Origin of the sequence: Tenacibaculum adriaticum, assembly GCF_008124875.1 — a bacterium.
In the GTDB taxonomy this organism is placed as follows: Bacteria; Bacteroidota; Bacteroidia; order Flavobacteriales; family Flavobacteriaceae; genus Polaribacter; species Polaribacter adriaticus.
This window is the reverse complement of the sequence record NZ_VNIA01000004.1, coordinates 133,311-155,095: the sequence shown is the minus strand read 5'-3', so window position 1 is coordinate 155,095 and position 21,785 is coordinate 133,311. Positions and strand designations below refer to the sequence as shown.

17 protein-coding genes and 1 pseudogene are annotated in these 21,785 nt (G+C 30.0%); 10 read left to right on the top strand and 8 right to left on the bottom strand.

From position 1 onward, the window contains the following. The first annotated feature begins 10 nt into the window (after window positions 1-10). The 9 genes from C7447_RS12155 to C7447_RS15070 all read left to right on the top strand — a co-directional run bounded on the left by C7447_RS12155 (window position 11) and on the right by C7447_RS15070 (window position 5,773). On the top strand, window positions 11-1,051 hold the full coding sequence (locus tag C7447_RS12155) for an SDR family oxidoreductase (RefSeq protein ID WP_246143070.1): 1,041 nt from the start codon (window positions 11-13) through the stop codon (window positions 1,049-1,051). After that, window positions 1,038-1,829, top strand: a complete 792-nt coding sequence (locus C7447_RS12150) for a helix-turn-helix domain-containing protein (protein WP_246143069.1) — start codon at window positions 1,038-1,040, stop codon at window positions 1,827-1,829. The genes C7447_RS12155 and C7447_RS12150 overlap by 14 nt, the downstream gene beginning before the upstream one ends. Before the next feature lie 64 nt (window positions 1,830-1,893). Continuing rightward, on the top strand, window positions 1,894-2,484 hold the full coding sequence (locus tag C7447_RS12145; RefSeq protein WP_148870787.1) for a Crp/Fnr family transcriptional regulator: 591 nt from the start codon (window positions 1,894-1,896) through the stop codon (window positions 2,482-2,484). Between the two features lie 105 nt (window positions 2,485-2,589). Continuing rightward, window positions 2,590-3,114 (top strand): YceI family protein, encoded by a 525-nt coding sequence (locus C7447_RS12140; RefSeq protein ID WP_148870786.1) that lies wholly within the window; start codon window positions 2,590-2,592, stop codon window positions 3,112-3,114. Between the two features lie 95 nt (window positions 3,115-3,209). After that, complete coding sequence (locus C7447_RS14850) at window positions 3,210-3,383, top strand: hypothetical protein (RefSeq protein WP_170246026.1); 174 nt, start codon at window positions 3,210-3,212, stop codon at window positions 3,381-3,383. 414 nt (window positions 3,384-3,797) lie between these two features. Then, window positions 3,798-4,376, top strand: coding sequence for a Crp/Fnr family transcriptional regulator (locus tag C7447_RS12135; protein WP_148870785.1), 579 nt, complete (start codon window positions 3,798-3,800; stop codon window positions 4,374-4,376). 102 nt (window positions 4,377-4,478) lie between these two features. Further along, window positions 4,479-5,336, top strand: coding sequence for an SDR family oxidoreductase (locus tag C7447_RS12130; RefSeq protein ID WP_148870784.1), 858 nt, complete (start codon window positions 4,479-4,481; stop codon window positions 5,334-5,336). Window positions 5,337-5,390: 54 nt separating this feature from the next. Further along, a complete protein-coding gene (locus tag C7447_RS14845) occupies window positions 5,391-5,552 on the top strand; it encodes a nitroreductase family protein (RefSeq protein ID WP_170246024.1) in 162 nt (53 codons plus the stop codon). An 86-nt stretch (window positions 5,553-5,638) separates the two neighbouring features. Continuing rightward, window positions 5,639-5,773: an RteC domain-containing protein gene (locus C7447_RS15070; protein ID WP_148870918.1), complete on the top strand. Its 135-nt coding sequence runs from the start codon at window positions 5,639-5,641 to the stop codon at window positions 5,771-5,773. A gap of 177 nt (window positions 5,774-5,950) precedes the next feature. Here C7447_RS15070 and C7447_RS12120 read toward each other — a convergent pair. The 8 genes and pseudogenes from C7447_RS12120 to C7447_RS12085 all read right to left on the bottom strand — a co-directional run. Continuing rightward, a pseudogene (locus C7447_RS12120) lies at window positions 5,951-6,688 on the bottom strand (aminotransferase class V-fold PLP-dependent enzyme); the annotation flags it as partial. Further along, window positions 6,681-8,726, bottom strand: coding sequence for a protein-disulfide reductase DsbD family protein (locus tag C7447_RS12115; protein ID WP_148870783.1), 2,046 nt, complete (start codon window positions 8,724-8,726; stop codon window positions 6,681-6,683). The pseudogene C7447_RS12120 and the gene C7447_RS12115, both read right to left, overlap by 8 nt. Window positions 8,727-8,901: 175 nt before the next feature. Further along, window positions 8,902-10,053, bottom strand: coding sequence for a TlpA disulfide reductase family protein (locus tag C7447_RS12110; RefSeq protein WP_148870782.1), 1,152 nt, complete (start codon window positions 10,051-10,053; stop codon window positions 8,902-8,904). A gap of 38 nt (window positions 10,054-10,091) precedes the next feature. Continuing rightward, window positions 10,092-11,144, bottom strand: a complete 1,053-nt coding sequence (locus C7447_RS12105; protein WP_170246022.1) for a thioredoxin family protein — start codon at window positions 11,142-11,144, stop codon at window positions 10,092-10,094. A 69-nt stretch (window positions 11,145-11,213) separates the two neighbouring features. Then, window positions 11,214-12,635: a RagB/SusD family nutrient uptake outer membrane protein gene (locus C7447_RS12100; protein ID WP_148870780.1), complete on the bottom strand. Its 1,422-nt coding sequence runs from the start codon at window positions 12,633-12,635 to the stop codon at window positions 11,214-11,216. Window positions 12,636-12,645: 10 nt separating this feature from the next. Beyond that, complete coding sequence (locus C7447_RS12095) at window positions 12,646-16,263, bottom strand: SusC/RagA family TonB-linked outer membrane protein (RefSeq protein ID WP_170246020.1); 3,618 nt, start codon at window positions 16,261-16,263, stop codon at window positions 12,646-12,648. A 156-nt stretch (window positions 16,264-16,419) separates the two neighbouring features. Then, window positions 16,420-17,520: a FecR family protein gene (locus C7447_RS12090; protein ID WP_170246018.1), complete on the bottom strand. Its 1,101-nt coding sequence runs from the start codon at window positions 17,518-17,520 to the stop codon at window positions 16,420-16,422. A gap of 151 nt (window positions 17,521-17,671) precedes the next feature. Next, entirely contained in the window at window positions 17,672-18,220 is a 549-nt protein-coding gene (locus tag C7447_RS12085) for an RNA polymerase sigma-70 factor (protein WP_148870777.1), read from the bottom strand. Between the two features lie 288 nt (window positions 18,221-18,508). On the opposite strand from C7447_RS12085, the gene C7447_RS12080 reads away from it, so the two are divergent. Next, the gene (locus C7447_RS12080; RefSeq protein ID WP_148870776.1) at window positions 18,509-21,319 is read left to right on the top strand and encodes a M16 family metallopeptidase; all 2,811 of its coding nucleotides are present in this window, start codon (window positions 18,509-18,511) and stop codon (window positions 21,317-21,319) included. Window positions 21,320-21,785 lie beyond the last annotated feature (466 nt).

The window sequence follows — 21,785 nt, the reverse complement described above, 5'->3', positions numbered from 1 at the left end:
ATTGAAAATGATGGAATCAAATAATTTAAATACAAGAGTTTTAGTAACAGGAGGTACAGGATTTTTGGGTGTACATACCATTGTTCAATTATTGCAACAGGGATATAAAGTAAAAACTACTATACGCTCTTTGGAAAGAAAAACAGATGTTCTGGAAATGCTTAAAAACGGAGGCATAACTTCCTTTGATAATCTCGAATTTATTGAAGCCGATTTAACAAAAGATGCTAATTGGGACGAGGCAGTAAAAGACTGTAAATATGTATTACATCTTGCTTCGCCTTTTCCTTCGGATGAACCAAAAGATGAAGACGAATTAATTATTCCTGCTAAAGAAGGAACGCTTCGAGTGCTAAAAGCTGCTCAAAAAGCAGGTGTAAAGCGTGTTGTAATGACCTCTTCCTTTGCCGCAATAGGCTACAGTATTAACCCTGAAAATCATATTTTTTCTGAACAAGATTGGACAGATCCTAATACAAATATTGGCGCATATATCAAATCAAAAACACTAGCTGAACAAGCTGCTTGGAGTTTCATTAAAACGGAAGCAAACCCGTTAGAATTAACCGTTATTAACCCTGTTGGTATTTTTGGCCCAATTTTAGGTAAAGACTTTTCAAGTTCAGTACAACTGATAGAACAACTCATGAGTGGAAAAATGTCTGCAACACCAAAAGTCTTTTTTGGTATTGTTGATGTCAGAGATGTTGCTGATATCCATATTAAAGCTATGATAAGTAAAGAGGCTAAAAATCAACGTTTTTTAACAAGTTCTGATGAGACTACTTCTTTACCAGAAACTGCAAAAATTCTGCGTCAACAGCAAAATAAATACTCGAAAAAGGTTACTAAAAAAGTACTTCCTAATTGGTTAGTAAAAATTCTATCAAATTTTAAACCAGAACTTAAATCTGTTGCTTCTCAAGTAGGTATTATCAAAACTATTTCTAATGAAAAAGCTAAAAAAATTTTAGGCTGGAAACCTCGAAATAAAGAAATTATTATAACCGATACAGCCAATAGTTTAATTAAATTTAGTGTCATTAAATAAAGTAATGGACATAAAATCGTGTTACATAGGGCCCGAGATTTCACCAGAACAATTTATACCAGAACATTTGTTTTTGTTTTTGGCAAAAGGAATCTTAAATGGTTATGATGGCAGTAATTATATTACAATGAAGTCTGGCGATTATTGTATTGTTCGTAAAAACCATTTAGCGAGATATAACAAGCAAAAAGAAAACGATGAATTTGAAAAGGTAGTCGTAATTTTTGATGAAATATTTCTTAAACAATTTCTAGAAAAACACCAACTCAAAAAAGAAAAATACAAACCTAAAGAAGCATTTATTCATTTAGATAAAAATGAACAAATACCAAGTTTTATAAGTTCATTAATACCTTATTATAATGGTATAGGGAAGATTGAAAAAGAAATTCAAGATACTAAGCGAGAAGAACTCTTACTTATCTTGTTAGAAATGCAGCCAGAATTATATGGAGTGTTTTTCGACTTTGGTAAACCCGAAAAAATAAACATGGAAGAGTTCATGAATCAAAATTACAAATTCAATGTAGGTATTGAGCGTTTTGCATATCTTACGGGTAGAAGTCTCTCGGCATTCAAAAGAGATTTTAAACAAATATTTAACGAAACACCCAACCGTTGGTTGATTCAAAAAAGGTTACAAGAGGCTTATTTTCTCATTAATAAAAAGAAACAAAAACCATCCGAAATATATATTGATTTAGGTTTTGAAGATTTATCTCATTTTTCATTTGCATTTAAAAAACAATTTGGAATGAGCCCAAAGAACTTATTATGACGATTTCAATATAATTTTAATTAGTTAATTTTACTTTGAGAAGTTACCAAAGCATTTAATTTCAATGAATTCAAAAAAAATATTATCTCAATACATTCAAAACTTTGTTGATTTAAATGAAGATGAAGTAAATCAATTCGTCAGCTGTTTTGAGGAGATAAAAGTAAAAAAAAGACAATTCATTGTGCAACCTAATTTTATTGCTCATCATGTACATTTTGTAGTTAAAGGGGCTTTCAGGTCGTATGTGGTTACAGACGAAGGTAACGACCACACTACTTCTTTTGCCATTGAGAATTGGTGGATTACCGATTATAATAGTTTTATATACCAACAACCAGCTACATCTTTTGTAATTGCTCTTGAAGATAGTATAATACTACGCGTACATTATGAAAAACAAAAGGAACTAAAACAAGTAAATCATAAGTTTGAAACTTTTTTCAGAATTATTGCAGAGCGAGGTTTAGCATTTTTTCAACGTAGAATTACACATAATATAACATTATCTGCAGAAAGGCGTTACGACCAATTTATGAGTAAATATTCTCATATAGCTCAACGGTTACCTCAATACGCTTTAGCATCTTTTTTAGGAATGACACCTGAGTTCTTATCTAAGATTAGAAACAACAAGGTTCAAAAGAAATCTTAAACTACTTCAACCATTTTTCCTAATCTACTTCATTGGAACTAGGTAGCTATTCGTTGCACTTTTGTAAGGTCAATATTGACGTATAATAATCAAAACAAAAGTAAAATGAAAACAGCAGTAAAAACAAAATGGAATTTAGATGTAGCACATTCAGAAATAAGCTTTAAAGTTAAGCATATGATGATTTCTACAGTAACAGGACACTTCGAAGACTTCAGCGCAACGGCTGAAACAGAAAACGAAAATTTCGTAAATGCAGATTTTAAATTTGTAGCAAATGTTGATTCTATCAATACTAAAAATAGTGATAGAGATGCACACTTAAAATCAGATGACTTTTTCAATGCAGAAGAATATCCAGAATTGACTTTTAAATCAAAATCTTTTGATGGAGACAAATTAGTTGGAGATTTAACAATTAGAGATAAAACCAAAGAAATTATATTAGATGTAGATTTTAATGGATTAGCTGTAGACCCTTATGGACAAACCAAAGCAGGTTTTGAAATCACTGGAAAAGTGAATAGAAAAGATTTCGATTTAACATGGAGTGCGGTAACAGAGGCAGGAAGTATAGTGGTAAGTGATACTATTAAGCTTGTTGTGGACTTACAGTTTATTAAAGAATAGTTTTGGCTAGTAGTATTTATTGAGGTTGATAAAAAATTTTCAGCCTCAATTTTCAATAAAACAAATAGTAACAAGGAAATTGTAAAAAACATAAAATGGAAAATCAAACAAAATTAAAAGGCGGTTTGGACACATTAGCATTATATAATGTTGCTTTTGTAGTATCAAATATTGACGAATCAATTAATTGGTACAACATTAATCTAGGATTTAAATTAGTTATGAAGCAGTTATTAATGATTCGAGAACTGACGCCCCACCATCAGTAATAGGTGGTAAAGCTTTAGTATTTCAAGTAGAAGATTTAAAAGTAGCTACTAAAGAACTTGAAAATAAAGGTGTGGAGTTTTTATGGAAAAAAAGATATTTAGCAGGAGATGTGCTATTTTGTTCTATGGTATTAGACCCTGATGGGAATCGTATAAATATTTTTCAAGCAAATACAGTAGCTCAATAATAGAAGATAACACTTTATTGGACAATTCATTTAACATCTAGTTTCTGTTAAATGATTTATCAAAAATAAGAATTGTAGTCAATTGAAAATTGAAGTCATAATGATGATTTCATATTCAATTGGCTTTGTTTTTTTATGAATATCTCATAAAAAATACTATAACCATTTATACTAAAATACATTATAACATATTTTATCATAGTTAAATTTTTAACTTTGTAGTATCATGTTAGAAGTTTTCAAGAAATATATAAATGATAAAACATCCTTGCCAGAGGAAGACTTAAACGAGATACTTTCTTATGCTATCATTAAAAAACTGCGTAGAAGACAATTTCTTTTACAAGAAGGTGATATTTGGCGTTATAATGCTTTTATCTGTAGTGGTTTTGTTAGAACATATTCTGTAGATGACAAAGGAACAGAACACATCATGAATTTTTCACCTGAAAACTATTGGACAGGAGATAGAGAAAGTCTTACCAATGAAACACCTTCAAAGTTTAATATAGAAGCTCTTGAAAATACAGAAATATTACTTATTAAAAAGGAGGATTTTGAAATGCTTTGTAAAAAAATACCTCTATTTAATAATTTAGTTAATAATATATTACACAAGAGTTTTATTACTTCACAAAGTAGAATCCATTCTAACATAAGCCAATCATCTGAAGACAAATACAACAATTTTGTTTTAAAATATCCATCTATAGCTAATCGTGTACCTCAACACATGATAGCTTCTTACATAGGGATTTCACCCGAAACCTTAAGTCGCATTAGATCTCAAGCAACTAAAAAGTAAAAACGTTGACATATGTCAAGAGTTTTTTGCTTTAAATGTCAATGGAAAAAAGCCATTGCCAGTGGCATCTTTGTATCATTAATAATTTAAAAAATTTATAAAATGAGCAAAGTAATTTTTATCACAGGAACAAGTTCAGGCTTTGGTAAATTAACAACCATTACCTTATCAAAAGCTGGTCATACTGTAATCGCTGGTATGAGAGGAACTACAGGCAAAAACAAAGATGTTGCCGAAGAACTATCTGCATTACACAATGTAGAAGTCGTTGAAATTGACGTAACCAACGACAATTCAGTATCAAATGCATTTCAACAAACACTTTCTAAATACGGAAAAATTGATGTGTTGGTTAACAATGCAGGAGTTTCAGGTTTTGGGCTTTTAGAGGCCACTTCACTAGAACAAATCCGTAAAATGTTTGAAGTGAATTTTTATGGAGTTATCAGAGCTTATCAAGCTGTTTTACCAAGTATGCGTAAAGAGAAAAGCGGTCTGATAATTAATTTGACATCAGGAGCAAGTGGGCACACCTTACCTTTTATGATTCCTTATTTAGCTTCAAAATTTGGTGTGGAAACTATAGCTGAAGGTCTACAAGCTGAATTAGCACAATTTAATATCGAAAATGTAACCATTCAGCCAGGGGTTTATCCAACCGAAATGAACAATGGTAGTAAAGCAGGAATTGGTGCAGATAAGCCTGAAATAGCTACTGACTACGATCCAGTTGCAACAGATATGTTTAACGCTATTGGTACTGGATTATTTGGTAAAATGCAAGAATTCGACATGAATCCGCAAACTATTGCAGATGGAATTTTAAATCTAGTAAGTATGCAAAATGGGGCTAGACCATTACGTTATCCACTGGATGCTATTGCACAAGGTACCGACATTGAATTTATAAATGCTAGAGCAGAGATAAAAGAAAAATGGTTAGCTAAATATAGCGGATAAATTTAATCTAATACGCTTATCCTGAATCTAGGATAAGCGTTAAAATCCTGAAAAATGGAAACTACAGAGGCAATGAAGTGGCACTATACTGCTAAAAGAATGTCTAGTAGAACAATACCAGATAGAACAATACCAGAGCATAAAATCAATAAAGTGATTGAGACGATGCACTTGTCACCATCAGGAATTGGCTTACCACCCGCCCTATGGAGCTGATTACCATTACTAATAATGAGTTGAAGAATAAAATAAAACCTCTAGCATTTGATCAAATGTAATTTGTTGAAGAGTATGCTTTAGGAATTGTACTTTTTGGAGAATCATGTCTTTATACAATTGCAGAATATTTTGAATATATTTTCGAAATTGATTTAGGACAATACCTTCATACATTCCTTCAAATTAGGGCTAGAAAAGCAGATAGGGAAAATTTCTAATCTCCTTAAATGAAAGTCTTTTAAAATGAATGGTTTAATAAGCTATAATATATTATTTAAACTAATTTTCGATAATTTTTTTTCAATATTTTGATTGTTTTTGTGAATAAATTCGTTTTTTAGAGCATCATACTTATAATCTTTACTCAATTGTTTATAATTTTTTGATACGTCTTGTATAGCATCTAAATACTCACTTTTACCTTCTTCTGGGTGCATATTAATTTTTGCACAGGGTGCAGAACATGCAAAATCAACAAAACATAATCCATTATTTTCATGCATTATTTTTGCAATTTTGTGATAATTAATACGTATACCCGTAACGTCAGAGCACGCTGTTATAGCCGCTATTTTTATGGGAATATTTTTAAATTCACTTAATAAAACTGCTAGACTATCCAAACAAGGCAAGCCCCTTTTATTAGATGGAATTACTTTTACCCTAGCAATAGTTTCTAACCATGAAGTATGATTGGAATGGTGCTCCATATGAGAAACAAAAATAATTGGACGTTTTTCCTCGGGAACTTTGATGTAGTCTTTTAAATTTTCATTCAGCTTGAGCCCTAAAATACGTTGGAATTTATTGATAGCTCCTGTCATTCCTGTACCTACATCCTTTGAAGCATTAACGTGCTTTTTTATAATGTTTTTGGCTTCATGATAAGCCAATGTCATCACAGAACCTGTAATGAGTGTTTAGGTATGGGTATTAGCTACATAAGGACCAATGTTATTTAACAACTCCTCTTCTATAGGACGGTATAAACGTCCACTTGCTGTCCAATCGGCATAAATAATTTTCTTTTTTCCATAAGGGGATTCAAAATACTCATCTATTCTAACAATATTTTTTCTAAAAGGTGCAAAATATTGCTCCAATGTAGTGGTATTATGTAAAGCCTTATTCATTGGAAATCTTTTTAAACTCCTCTAAACCACACTCCAAAAATTTGGCATATTCATCTTCATCTGGTGTATAACCTACGGGCTGGTTCAAGATCTGTGTACCATCTGAATTTAACAATACATAATAGGGTTGCGAATTAGTATGGAAATACTGAGTCTGGAAATTTGCCCATTTATGTCCATAGTTTGTAAGTTTTCTTGTACCTCCATTTACCCTATTTACCAAAACTTGCTGATCTTTGGGTAGCTCTTTTTTATCATCAACATATAGTGAAATTAACACATAATCGTTTCGTAAATACTTATCTATAGCTTTTTGAGACCATACATGCTCTTCCATCTTTCTACAATTTACACAAGCGTACCCTGTAAAGTCCAACATAATAGGCTTATTTACTTTTTTGGCATATGCAACACCCGTTTTTAAATCTTTAAAACATTCTAGGTTATTAGGGCAATCATTAGCATATAAAAAACTATATCCAACTGGTGGTGCCAAACCACTCAAAAGCATTAATGGAGTAAATGTATTAGTATCCTTATTTACTCTAAACCCAGATGCTAGATAAATAACAAAGGTTGTTACTAATATTCCTCCTACTATTCTTGAAAATGATATTTTTTTTATAGACGAATCATGGGGAAACTTAATTTTACCAAAAAGGTATAGTGTCAATCCACCAAAAACTAAAATCCAAATAACTAAAAAAGGTTCTATTTTTAATATACCCCAATGTTGTACCAAATCAGCATTCGATAAAAACTTAAATGCTAATGCCAATTCTAAAAATCCTAAAATTACTTTAGTGGTATTTAACCAACCTCCTGATTTTGGTAAAGCATTCATCATGTTTGGGAACATTGCAAACAATGCGAACGGTAAACCTAAAGATACTCCAAAACCTCCCATACCTGCTGTAAGTTGCCATGCTCCACCATCAGCAGTTAGCGAACCAGCCAATAATGAACCCAATATAGGACCTGTGCACGAAAACGATACTATAGCCAAGGTAAGTGCCATAAAGAAGATACCTATAAGCCCTCTTACACTTTCTTCTTGGGTTGTTTTATTAGTCCAACTTGAAGGCAATGTCAATTCATAATACCCAAAAAATGAAAATGCGAAAAACAAGAATATGACAAAAAATATTACATTTAACCATACATTCGTGGATATTTCATTGAGAATATCTGGGTTTACCGAATCCAACAGATGAAAAGGAATACTCAAGAGCACATAAACCATAAAAATAAAAAAACCGTACAGTAGTGCCTTTGATACTCCTGACGCTTTGCTTTGCCCACTCTTCTTTGTAAAAAAACTTACAGTTAAAGGTATCATAGGAAAAACACAGGGTGTTAATAATGCTAACAGACCACCAAAAAAACCTAAACTGAAAATACGCCATAATGACTTACCTTTTTTTGTAGAATTTGAAACTGTATTTAAAATATTGTTATCACATGAGTTGTTTGATTTAACAATCTCTTTTTTAGAAAAACCATACAGCATACTGTTTACTTGAGAGTTATCTACAATCAACACCTTTGCTGAGTTGTTCTCTAAATTTTGGTTATTGTTATTTGTTTTTGATGATGTTAAATTAAATATTAGTTCTACTTCTTTTGGAGGTATACATCTAACTTCATTACAAACCATAAACTCAACGCTTCCTTTTATAACTGATAGTCCTTCTTCTATTTTAACTTTCTGTTTAAAAGTAGCTGTATTATCAAAAAATTTAATGGCCATTTCAAAAATAGGATCATCAATCTTATATCCTTTTTCTTCTATGGTCTTATCTAATAACTTAAACTTTTCATCAAGGGAACTGTAAGAAAAAGTTGTTGGGAATGGCCCTCCTTTTGGTACTTGTTGAGAATATAAATGCCATCCCGGTGAAATAGTGGCTTTTGATATTAATTCATATTGGTTATCTGATATTTTTTTTACTGATGTAGACCACTTAATAGGTTCGAAAATTTGAGAATACAATACCGACCCCATTAAAAATAAAAATAATGAAATTATTTTTTTCATAATAATAGAATAATTTAAAAGGGTTATTATTAACAAATAACCCTTTGTTTAGTTTTATTAATTTTGCTGATTAATTCAAAAAGTTAGTTTATGAAGACAAAATTTTTAAAACTTAAAATTTTTGAATATAGAATGTTGATAGGTTATGTTATTAGTAATTATTCATACTTTATTTCTAATCATCTCTCTTAAAAATTTCATCTAATTTATTAGTCAAGTTGTTCCCCCTAAGGTTTTTTCCAATAATAACTCCTTCTGGATTTATGAGATAATTTGTTGGCACTGACTGAACATCATATTTAACAGCTACTTCATTTTTCCAACCTTTTAAATCACTCACGTGTATCCAGGGCAAACCATCTTCTTCTATAGCTAATTTCCATGCCTCATGAGAGGCGTCTAAAGAAACTGCTACTATTTCAAAGTTTTTTTCTTTAAATTTATGATATGCTTGTATTACATATGGATTTTCTGCTCGACATGGTTTACACCAACTAGCCCAAAAATCTAACAGTACATATTTTCCTTTTACAGAGCTGAGCGTGAATGGGTTTCCCTTAATATCCGTTTGATCAAAATCTAATGCTTTTTTACCTACAGAAGTTTTTTTAGCAATAGCTATTCTATTAGCTATAACTTTTCCTGTAGGTGTTTTTTTTAACATTTCATTAAATTTATTAAAATCTTTTTCTGCAACTTCGGGATCAAAATTTTTAGGCAGTTCATGTCGTAAAAATCTTTTTAATGCCACATATGAATTAGGATGTTCTATTATAAATTTATGAGCTACTTTTTTAATACTATCTACATAAACTTTTATACTATCATAAATTATAATTTTTTCCTCCATACTTTTATTTGACATTTTGTTTTGTAAAAAAATAATTCTGTCTGTTAGAGGTCTTACATCTTTTGTTATAGATATAGACTGATCTGTAAGTATTGAACCTTGCATATTTGCATTTTTAATAGAATCAACAGACGAAATTTTTATAGCGCTGTTATCTATAAAGAAATTGAACCTATCTGTTTTCCAATTTTCTTCTGGGAAACTTTGCCCATGTCGCATTGTTATAGTTGCTTCTGATGGATGAACAGTTTTTTCTTTAAAAACAAATTTTCCGTTTTTGACAACACACGTGTCGGCTATGCTTTCATCATGCTGTTGATAAGTAAGAATAGCCATGCTTTCAGCCGGTAAAGAAGCTATTTTTCCTTCAATAACAAAACCTTCTGAAAAATTGGTATTAACTTCTTTCTTTTTACAAGAACTTAAAAGAAAAATTAGGCAGTAGAATATTATATTGTAAGTTATTTGTTTATTCATTTTTCAGATCATTAAAATATTTATTTCAAAAAAATTACTTAGTTAAAAGATCTTATTATATACCCTTTTACACCTTCATCAGTAACTAATTTTATCAAATCTTGTTTTTCTTTTTCAGTTAAAACATTTTTCAATCCTGGAATAATAATAAACAGCATTAAATCTTTTTCTCTATCGGTTAAAGTCTTAATTGACTTTTCAATCTCTTTAAAGAAATATTCCTTTTTAATATTACCTAATTTCAATAATGCTGCTGATTTAAAAGCTGGTATTGCTTTTAAATTTTGTATTCCTAATGATTGTACTTGATTTGCTTTTTTATTTATGTCTTCTTCAGAAACACTTATTTTAGGTGTCTTTACTAACATTCCGAAGTATAATTCATAATTACCTACTAAAATCGCATCTACTTTTTCATTACCAACTTTGCTTCTAAATTTATCAATGTTAGATTCAAAGAATATTGCTTTATCAGAGTCTAAAGGAGCAAATTTTTCAAAAATGAATAAAGTCTCATTACTTATTCTTTCATCTTTATTTAAACTTTTATAAAACTCATCAACTAAATTATCAACCTTAATTGTATTTGTTTTAATTAATGCCTGAAGGTAAGCCGCTACAATTTTTTTATCTCTTTTTCCCGAATCATATTTTCTCTTTAAAACACCAAATGCTTTGCTAGAGTTAAAAGACTCTTCAACTTTTTCAATAAATTCTTCTCCTTTTAAAGTAGCTCCAGCAAAAATATGTACTAGATTTCCTTTCGGATCTAATATCACAAAAGAGGGGTAGGAGTTTATTTTATAGTTATTTGCAAATTTTGGTCCTTCTTCACCATATTCAGCATTAACCTTTATATTTATAAATTTAGAATTAAAATAATCTCCAACCTTTTTCTGAGTAAAAACTTGTTTATCCATTAATTTACAGGGTCTACACCAATTTGTATACACATCAATAAAAACATACTTGTTTTCTTTTTCTGCTAAATCAATCGCTTTATTTACACTTACGTCTTTGAACTCTATTCCTTGACTCAACGCTATACATGCATTAAGAAGAAAAGACACTAAAAATATTGTTTTTTGCACTTTGCTTTTGTTTAAAAAACAGAGCAGTAGAACTTTTAATTAAACTACTCTGTTTTGGATTAAAATTGATTAGGGATTATTTTCTAAATTTGGGTTTTGTTCCATTATAGTTTGAGGAAACTTAAACACTAAACGATTTTGTGTTAAGGTAAAAGTTTCTAACTCTGAACCATCTGTAAAATCATATACTTTATGATTATTAAAACTACTTATATCCTTTTGTATTAATGGATCTACAGTTAATCTTCTCATATCAAACCAACGGTACCCCAATAATGCAAACTCTCTAATACGCTCTTCAAAAATAAATTCAAGTAAAGCTTCCTGATTTGTAGCAATATTAGTAGGTACTTCAGCATCGTCAGACAATCTGTGTTCTCTAAATTCTACTAAATCATCTACTGCAGCAGGTAAATTATTAAGACGACATTTTACTTCTGCATTTAATAAATATAGCTCTGAAACTCTAACCCCGATTTGAGTTTGTGAACTTCCAATGGATTTTCTTAAAAACCCATTAGGATAAGAAACACTGTTACCTCTAGGAGTTGTAGTATAAAGTTCATCTACTCGCAAATCACTAGAACTATATAAAGATGCGGCATCTGCACTTAACACCAATTCATTTGAACTATCTGCCCAGTTATCAGAAATTTGTTTTGCATACATATTTTCTATATCGTCAACTGCCAAAGGTGTAGTATACCCATCATTATAATCATAGAGACCTACTTCTATATTACCTAAGCTACCTGTTTTTACCTGTGCTAGTGCTTCATTTAAAAGAGGACCTGCTTCATTAAATTTATGCATAAACACGTACACTTTTCCTAACAAGGCTTTGGCTCCATCTTGAGATATTCTCATTCTATGGTATGTATTTTTTGGCAAATTAGGAATAGCTTTGATTAAGTCATTGACTATAAAATCATATACTTCTTTTACTGTTGCTCTTTTAAAGTCTGTTTTTACCAAATCAGCTTCCTCTATTATAGGAAAACCTAAATCTGTTGAAGATGTTGAAGAATTATAGGGCAATCCGTAATAATTGATGAGTAAAAAATAACACCATGCTCTACCCGCTAATGCTTCTGCTTGTAGAGCCATTTTTTGTGACTCGCTTCCATCTTTAGAAGAAGGAACTTCATTTATAATTTTATTGTATATATAAATTTGCTCCATTAAAACTTCAAGCTCAGCTGCATTTTGATCTTCTTCATACAAATCACCTTCCCAACGGAACAATCTTTGTGTAAGTAAACCCGCTCCTTCAAAATAAGGATTTATAGCTACTACTTCGTCACCCAAAGGAACTTGCCCTTCTGTATTAGATAAGTTTATGAAGGTTAAGTTAAAAAACATTTTATCATAATCTTCTGTATACTCAGCAATGAGTTTACCTTTTGGAATCACTTCAATAAAATCGTCTGAACAAGCATTTAACATTAACATGCTCAAACAAAAAACTATTATTTTATATGTAACTTTCATAAGGATATTTTTAAAATTTTACGTTTAAGCCAAATGTGATTCCTTTACCTTGGGGTATTGTTCTAACGCCGCCAGTACTGACTCCATTTCCTGAATGATATTCCGGATCAATTCCATAATCATTATCAGCCCATAATAGAAGGTTTGATAATTGACCTCTTAAAGTAATTTGATTAATTCCATACTCTTTTAATATAGAAGAAGGTAATTGATAAATAAGATTTATATCTCTTATTTTAACATAAGAACCACTAATTACGTTGTTATCTCCCATTATATAATAATTTACATTTCTAGTACCATCAGGCACACTAATATGTCTAGGTATATCTGTAACAAGCTCATCCCCTGGCTCTTTCCATCTATTTAAAAATTCTGTATGAATATTACCCGAGTTAAATCCAAAGCTTTGTAATCTTGCTTCTGAATAAAAAGTGTTGACATCTCTACGCATAACATATCCTAGGTTAAAAATGGTATTAAAATTTAAAGAAAGATTTTTATACTTAAATGTATTACTTAACCCTCCTGTCCATTTAGGTTGTGAAGTACCCATAAATTTTATATCATCAATCCCTGCTACGTCTACATCGCTTGTAATAGTTCCGTCTGCTAAACGTATCTGTGGATCACCATTTTCATTTAGACCAGCAAAATCATAAGCAAATACAGCATAAGCTCCATATCCTTCTACATACATGTCGTTTACTCTTCCATCTCCTGTTGTTGCTTCATTTAATATATTAAGACTTGTGATTGTGTTTTTATTATATGCAGCATTTAATGAAGAAACCCAAGAGAAATCACCTAAGTTTAAATTATTAGTGGTTAAACTTAACTCTATACCATTATTTTCTAAATCTCCAAGGTTTCCAATAACGCTGCTATATCCTGTAAATCCGTTTGTTGGTATTCTACCTAAAAGATCTGTTGTTTTTCTATTATAATAATCTAATGAACCTGAAATACGACCAAACAAAGAGAAATCAATACCAAAGTTTGCGGTAGCAGTACTTTCCCAACTTAACTTACTGTTCCCTGGAGTTGAGATTAATAAACCTGTATTTCCTTGAAAAAAAGAACTTCCAGTTGCTTGTAAGATATCAAAAGAAGCTGCTGTACCTGGATTTGGAGCATTACCTGCAATACCATAAGTTGCTCTTAAAGAAAGCGCATTTAACCAGTTGCTTAACATAAAACTCTCTCTACCAATATTCCATTTTGCACCTGTACTCCATGCTGGCTTATTTTGAGCTGATTTATCTAAACCAAATAAATTACTTTGATCATTTCTTATACTTCCACTAATTGAATATTTTTGATTAAGAGTATATGAAGTGTTTCCATAGTAAGACATAAACCTAGTAGTCGTTTCACTTCTACCAAATTGACGCTCTTGAATAAGACTTCCAAGACTACTTATATTACCAAGTGCAGGATGTTGTAGAGCATTAGCTTTTACCACATTAAAAACAAGTGTTCCCGTATCTGCGAAAGATGAATACTCTCTATTATCAAATGTTTGTAGTCTTTCATCATAACCTCTAACACGACTAATTTTTGTATAGCTAAATTGTTCTTGAGCTTCTTGACCTGCAATTATGTTTAAATGATGCATATCATTATTCCAATTTAAAGAATAAGACAATTGATTTCTTATAGTCCATGCCTCATTATTGGTGTTTGAAGTCTGATAAATCCCTCCAGTAACTGGCACAATATATGTTGGAGCAGCACCAGGAGAAGATACTACTGTATATTCTAAAGCTTCTAGTCTTGAACGAATTGTAGAATGATCTTCATAATCTTCCCTATCGAATGATCCAAAGGTATACCCATATTTTCCTTGAAACTTTAATCCACCTATTAAATCTACATTGATTCCTAAAATATTTCTAATATTTTTTCTTCTATCTTCTGTATATCGATCATCAACTTCATCTAATGGAGTGTAACCCAAATTAATTCTACCAGCATCTTCATAAACTTTACGAATAGAATCATTTAGCTCCGTCATATGCGAAATTTCTATGTTTTTACCATTTTTATCTCTAAATAGCTGATAAGGTAAATAACGCCCATCTACTGGAATATTATTAGGTGTATATTTTTTGTGATAAGTAAGATCAGTAATCAAATCAATATTTACTCTTTTTCCTAAATCAAAATTTTGTCTAAGATTAAGCTTGTATCTATTATCTTTGGTTCCTGGGCGATTGCTTTGTGTCTCTGTATAGTTACCTGAACCATACACCGAATACCCTTTTTTTCCTGCTGAAACAGATAATGTATGAGTTGTAAGAACAGAAGGACGATACCATAAATTTTCAATTTGAGATTTATTATCAATAGACCCCAAACTATCTAGTCTTCTTCTCGCAGTTGCACTGCTAATGACTCCTCGGTATTCGTCATATAAAATTTGTTCATGAGGTGGAATTCCTTTCCCTGTTGTGGTAAAAGAAGTAACTTCTTCATATGGGTGAAGAATAGGATCAAATATATCCTCGGCAGCTTGAACAAAGTCATTACTACTAAGCGTATTTGTATACCCCATATCTGGCCTACCTTCAATGGTAGTAAAAGTATCATATTGAATTTGTATATCACCTGACTTATTGCCCTTTTTAGTGTTTATAACAATAACACCATTGGCGGCTCTAGCTCCCCAAATAGAAGCTGCTGTAGCATCTTTTAAAACTGTAATATCTTCTATATCTTGAGGGTTAATGTTAACAATACCAGATTGGGGAAGACCAAATTCATTTACTCCTATATTTTCAATAGGTAAACCATCTACCACAAACAATGGCGTAGATGTTAAACTTACACTAGACAATCCTCTAATTAAAACAGGGTCTAGTTGAGCACCTGGGTTACGGTTTATTGTTAGACCTGGCACGAGCCCTTCTAGTCGTTGTGTAACATCCATACTGCTTGTACGAGTTTGAACAACATCCATATCTGGTTTAGAAAAAGAACCTGTGCTTCTTCCTTTTAAAATGGTTTCATAACCTGTTGATAGTAAGACTACTTCCTCAAGTAAGCTAACATCTTCTTTTAAGATAAATTTAAGATTTTCAAAATTTTCTGAAGATACAACCATTTCTAGATCAACAAAACCTAGATGTGAGACAACAATTGTAGCTCCAATTTTTACATTTTTTATAACAAATGATCCATCAAAATCAGTAGAAACACCTTTTACCGTATTTTTAATTAAAACTGTTGCTCCTGATAATGGTACATCAAGTGAATCTACGACTGTCCCTCTAACAGTAACGCTTTGTTGTGAAGATTTTCTGAGAGCTTGGCTCTTCGGTATCTTAGAGACTATAATCGTTTTATCTTTATTAAGTTTGTATGTATACCCAGAAGGAGAAAGAATTTTTGATAATAATTCTGAGGTTTTTATTATTCCTTTTTTTACATGAACTTTAGAAGCTTTTTTGATTCCATCATACCTATAAACAAACTGATAGTCTGTCTGAGATTTTATAAGTTTAAACACTTCCTCTAAAGAAAGGTATTGATTTTTATCAATTTTAATTGGAAAATCCTGAGAAAAGCTACTGTTTGGAGTTAAGCTAAAAACGGTTGAACAAAACAGAAGTAGAAACGTTTTCATAAGTACATTGTATATTTTAGGGTTTATAAAAACCCAAGTACAATTCCGATTATTTTTCATAAATTTGCAAAGAATTAGTTAGACATTAGTTTAATTAAAGTTTAAAGGAATTTTTAGTTGAATACTGTGGAAGGTGTATACTGAAATTCCTTTTTTTTATTTTATATATATTTTTTTACCTCTTATTTCAAAATCAACTTCTTTTGTTTTTTCTAAATTTTCAAGCAAATCTTTTATATTATCCTCCCTATTAAGAGATCCCGAAAAAACAAATTTTTCTTTTTCTTTGTTTATAAAAACAATTTCTACGTCATACCACCGTGACAATTCAATCATCATTTCCTTTAAAGGCTCTTTTTCAAATATAAAAAGCCCTTTTTTCCATGCAGCTTCATTATTAACATCTATTTTTTTAACTTCAATAACCGAGTTATTTAAGCTAACGACAGACTGAAAACCTGGAGTTAAAAATTTAGTTATCTTATCTTTACTTATTTTTACACTTCCTTCTATTAAAGAGGTGAAAATATTTTTTTCATTACGATAAGCTCGAACATTAAACTCAGTACCTAATACTTCAACTTTTTGATTTTTAGTTACTACCTTAAAGTGATCTCCATTGTGTTGAGAGCTAGGAGTAACATCAAAATATGCTTCTCCATATAATAACTCAACTGTTCTTGGCTCACCAGAATTGAATTTTACAGGATATTTTAATTGGCTTTCTGAATTAAGCCACACTTTTGTTCCATCAGATAGTTGAACTACAAATTGCCCACCTCTCGGAATATTTAAAACATTTACACCTGCATTTAATTTATTTGCTTGAAAAGCGTTATTATATTCTAGTTGATTATTAACCATACTTGCATTTACACCTACATAACGACTAGCTTGTGTTAATTCAACTTTTTCTCCATTTCCTAAAATAAGTGTTGCCTTATCAGTACCTGCTGTAATTTCAACAGGCTGTTTTATTAACTTATTTTGAAAAATAAAAAACAGAGAACTTAAACCTAATATTAATATTGCAGCGGCAGCATACCTGAATAAATATTTAGTTTTTGATTTAGGAATCAAAATCTTTTGCTCTACCTTCTTCCAATCTTCCGCAACATTTATTTTTCTTAAAATAGTATCGCGTTCTTTCCAATAAGAGGAATTTTGTTTTAACTTATTTTTAATTTCCTCTTTATCTTTTTCATTAAGAAACTCAGAACTCTCTATATTCTCTGAATATAATATTGCTCTCGACATTTTTTTTGCTAGTTCCAAAATTTTATTAAAATGCATCATAAATCAATCTATTATTGTTATAACGATAAAATATTGTTGGTGGGTAAAAATAAAATTAAATTTTTTGATGTTTTTAATACAAAAACATCAAAATAAAAGAAAGAATATGAAATTACATTTCAATAAAAATCAACATAAAAAGGTAGTAATATCCTTTTAACAATGGACGTAATTTTTGATACGCAATTTTTTTATGTGCCTTAACAGTATTGATATTTAAAGATAGTACTTCTGCTATTTCTTTATTCGTTAAGTTTTTCATACTTAACAGCACTACTTGAGAATATTTTTGTGGTAAACTATTAATAGCATCATGAATTATTTGGCTAGCTTCTATAAGAATTACCTCTCTGTTAAAATGTGCTTCAGACTCTAATACATCTAAACCCTCTACTTCAACCTGTTTGTTAATTACTCTTACTCTTTTTGACTTTAAGTAATCAATACATTTATTCTTTACAGAAGTATATAAATATGCTTTTGTTAAAGTTTTTTCTTTGAGTTTCACATTACTTTCCCAAATCTTAATAAACACATCCTGAACTAAATCTTTAGCTACCGAGATATCTTTTACATATGTGTTTGCAAAAAGACATAATGATGGGTATAAAGACTCAAAAATCTCTTTAAATTCCTTTAATGTAAATGCAGGGTTATTCAAATATTTTGTCTATTTCATGAGTTAAGAGACCGTAAATATATCAATATCCAACAATAAACCAATTTAATTTCAATTTTTCACCATCAAGCCCTCCTCATTTAAAATAATCTTTAAAATTCTAACAAACAAAAGAAAAATTCTCAAAAACACTTCCTAAACAGAGCTGATATTAAATATAATTTTAACAAAAGTTTAATGTCTTTCTAAGAATTTAAATCGTCATAGAAATAAGAAAACATATTATTAATTTATTCTAGAAAAATTAGAATAGCAACTATAAATCTAAATATGAAACAAATTTTAATTGTCACATTTTCTGTATTATTGGCTTTTGTCCATACTCTAAAATCACAATCATTAGATCCAAATCACAAATTACCAATAGATAACAGCATAAAAAAAGGTGTATTATCTAACGGAATGACTTATTACATCAAAAATACTGATGTAGTTAAAGGTGCTGCTAGTTATTACATTATACAAAATGTAGGTTCAATATTAGAAAATAAAGATCAACAAGGACTGGCACATTTTTTAGAGCATATGGCTTTTAATGGAACAGATAATTTCCCAGGTAAAGGTGTTTTAAATACACTTGAAAAACATGGAGCAGTATTTGGAAAAGACATTAATGCTTATACTAGCTTTGATGAAACTGTATACAATCTAAGTAATATACCTACAAAAGACGGGCTTGTAGATACCTGTTTAACCATTCTAAAAGACTGGTCCAACTACTTATTATTAACCGATGAAGAAATTGATGCTGAAAGAGGTGTAATTAAAGAAGAATGGCGAACACGTCAAAATGGACAAGCACGTTTATTTAAAACATCATCACCAGTTACGTTTAATAATTCAAAGTATGCAGATAGAATGCCTATTGGTTTAATGTCTGTTGTAGAAAATTTTGATTATAAAACACTTAGAGATTTTTATCATGATTGGTATAGAACAGATTTACAAGCTATTGCAATAATAGGAGATATTGATATTGAAGAAATTGAAAATAAAATCATAGAAAAGTTCTCAAAAATTTCTGCTATTAAAAACCCTAGAGAAAGGCTAGTTGTAAATATCCCTAATCATGAAGGCTTAATGTATAGTTTGGCAACCGATCCAGAAGTTTCAACATCTTCAATAAGTTTTGGCATTAGACATAAAAAACCTTCGCAATTAGAAACCATAGCATATTTAAAAAAGAGATTATTGGAAGCAATGGCTATTAATATGTTGTCTTCTAGAATTTCAGAATTATCACAAAACCCTGAATCTTCATTTTTAGGATCGAGAGTTTCTTATGGAGACCTATCTAGAGCGCATAAAGTTTTTGACATTTCTATAACTCCTAAGAAAAACAAACAAAAAGAAGCGTTTAAAGAAGTTCTTTCTGAAGTTGTTAGAGCTGTGAAATTTGGTTATAATCAATCAGAAATTGATAGGATTATCATTAATATAAAAAGTTCTTATGAAAACCAAATTGCGAGATTAAACGATAGAGATCATGGCAAAATTGAACAAATAATTCTCAAAAATTATTTAGAAAACAAACCTATAACAGATTTAGAGAAAGTATATGAAATAGTTAAACAATTACTAAAAACCATAACTAAAGATGAATTAAAATTAACCATTCAGCACTTATATTCTCAACAAAATAGATTCTTGAATGTAACGGGGATAAAAGGAGAGAAAAATCTATCAAAAATAGATGCAAAACAAATCATAAAAGAAGTAGAAAACGATACCAACATGGTTCCATATTCTGAAACTTTAGAAGGTAAAACTTTAGTTTCTGGAATACTAATAAAAAACGGAACTATAAAAAAAGAAATAGAAAGTAAAAAGATAGGAGCCACAACCTTTGTTTTAGGCAATGGTATAAAAGTACATTATAAATATGTTAATAAGAATAAAAACAAAGTAGATTTAAATGCATTAAGTTACGGAGGAGAATCACTTTTAAAAAATGAGAATTTGCCTTCTGCTAGCCTTCTCGAAGGTCTAATCCAAATGTCAGGTTTAGGAGATTTTTCCGCAACAGATTTAAGAAAGATCTTAGCAGGAAAAACAGCCAGTGTTAGAATTGGTTTAGGAGAAATTAATGAAAGTGTTTCAGGGAGTTCAAATACAAAAGATGTAGAAACAATGTTGCAAATGGTTCATTTATATTTTGTAAAACCACGTTTTGACCAGCAAGCATTTCAAGTTTTAAATACTAACATCAGTAATTATATCACAAGAAGGAGTAATAATATTGATGAAAAAATGCAGGATAGTATAACAGCAACTTTATATGGAAAAAACAATCCTAAAAAACCTATTTTTAACCAAAGTTATTTAGATAAGGTTTCATTTGATAAAATTAAAACCATCTATAAGGATCGTTTTGCTGATGCAGCAGATTTTGATTTTTTTATTGTAGGAGATGTAAAAAAGGCTCAATTAAAACCTCTTTTAAAAAAATATTTAGCAAGCATTCCAACAAAAAATATAAAAGAAACCTTTATAAATAATGGAGCAGAATGGCTATCAAAAACTATTGATAAAGATATTTATTTAGAAATGAAAGATCCTAAGGCTTCTCTAAATATCTCTTACAAAAAAGAACTTCCTTATTCTTTAAAAAATAGTATTTACACAAGTGTCTTAGGTCATATTTTACAATTACGTGTTACAGAAACTGTAAGAGAATCAGAAGGTGGAGCTTATAGTCCAAGAGTCTCTGCACGTTTTTATAGGGAACCAAAATCCATGGCATATATTTCTTTTAAGTTTGATTGCAACCCTGATTTGGCAGATAAACTAGCTACTATAGTTAAAGCTGAACTTCAAAAAATAGCTGATGGAAATATTTTAGAAAATGATTTAAATAAAATAAAAACAAACTTTATAAAGGAGAGAAAACAATCAAAAGATAAGAATAGTTATGATATGCGTTTACTTACAAACTTTTTTAGGTATGATTACAATATGAATGACGCTAAGAATTTTGAACATATTGTAAATAAAACAACCCAAAAAAATGTTCAATCCATGGCTAAAAAAATTCTTAAAAACAGTAGTTCTTTTGAAGTAATTTTTAAACCGAAAGAATAAATTGTAAAATAATTATTGGAGATTTATAACAAAAACTCTTTATCTAAATCAACTAGTTTCTTATCTATACTAAATCTATCCTCCATCGAAAAATAGAAGAATGAAGATTGTTTAAATTTAAATTTACATTATAGATAAAGAATATGTTTAAAGTCATCTTCCTATTATTTAGAATAATTGTAAAATAACCTTTAAGCAAAAGTGTTAGTATAATAAGTGTATCTGTAAATGCCATTACTTGAGAGAAGGATAAATCTTAGCAACACTTCGAAAAAATACAGAACTAATAGAGTAATGCTGATTCAGAAAAGAATCATTTCCTATGAAATTATCTAAATTAATAACAACCCAAATCTTAAAAAGATTTGGGTTGTTTCTATAATCATGTTTATTTTTTAAATCTAATTTTTTATTAAAAAAGAAAAACATTTTTATTCTTCTATTAAAATACAAATAACAAAAAATC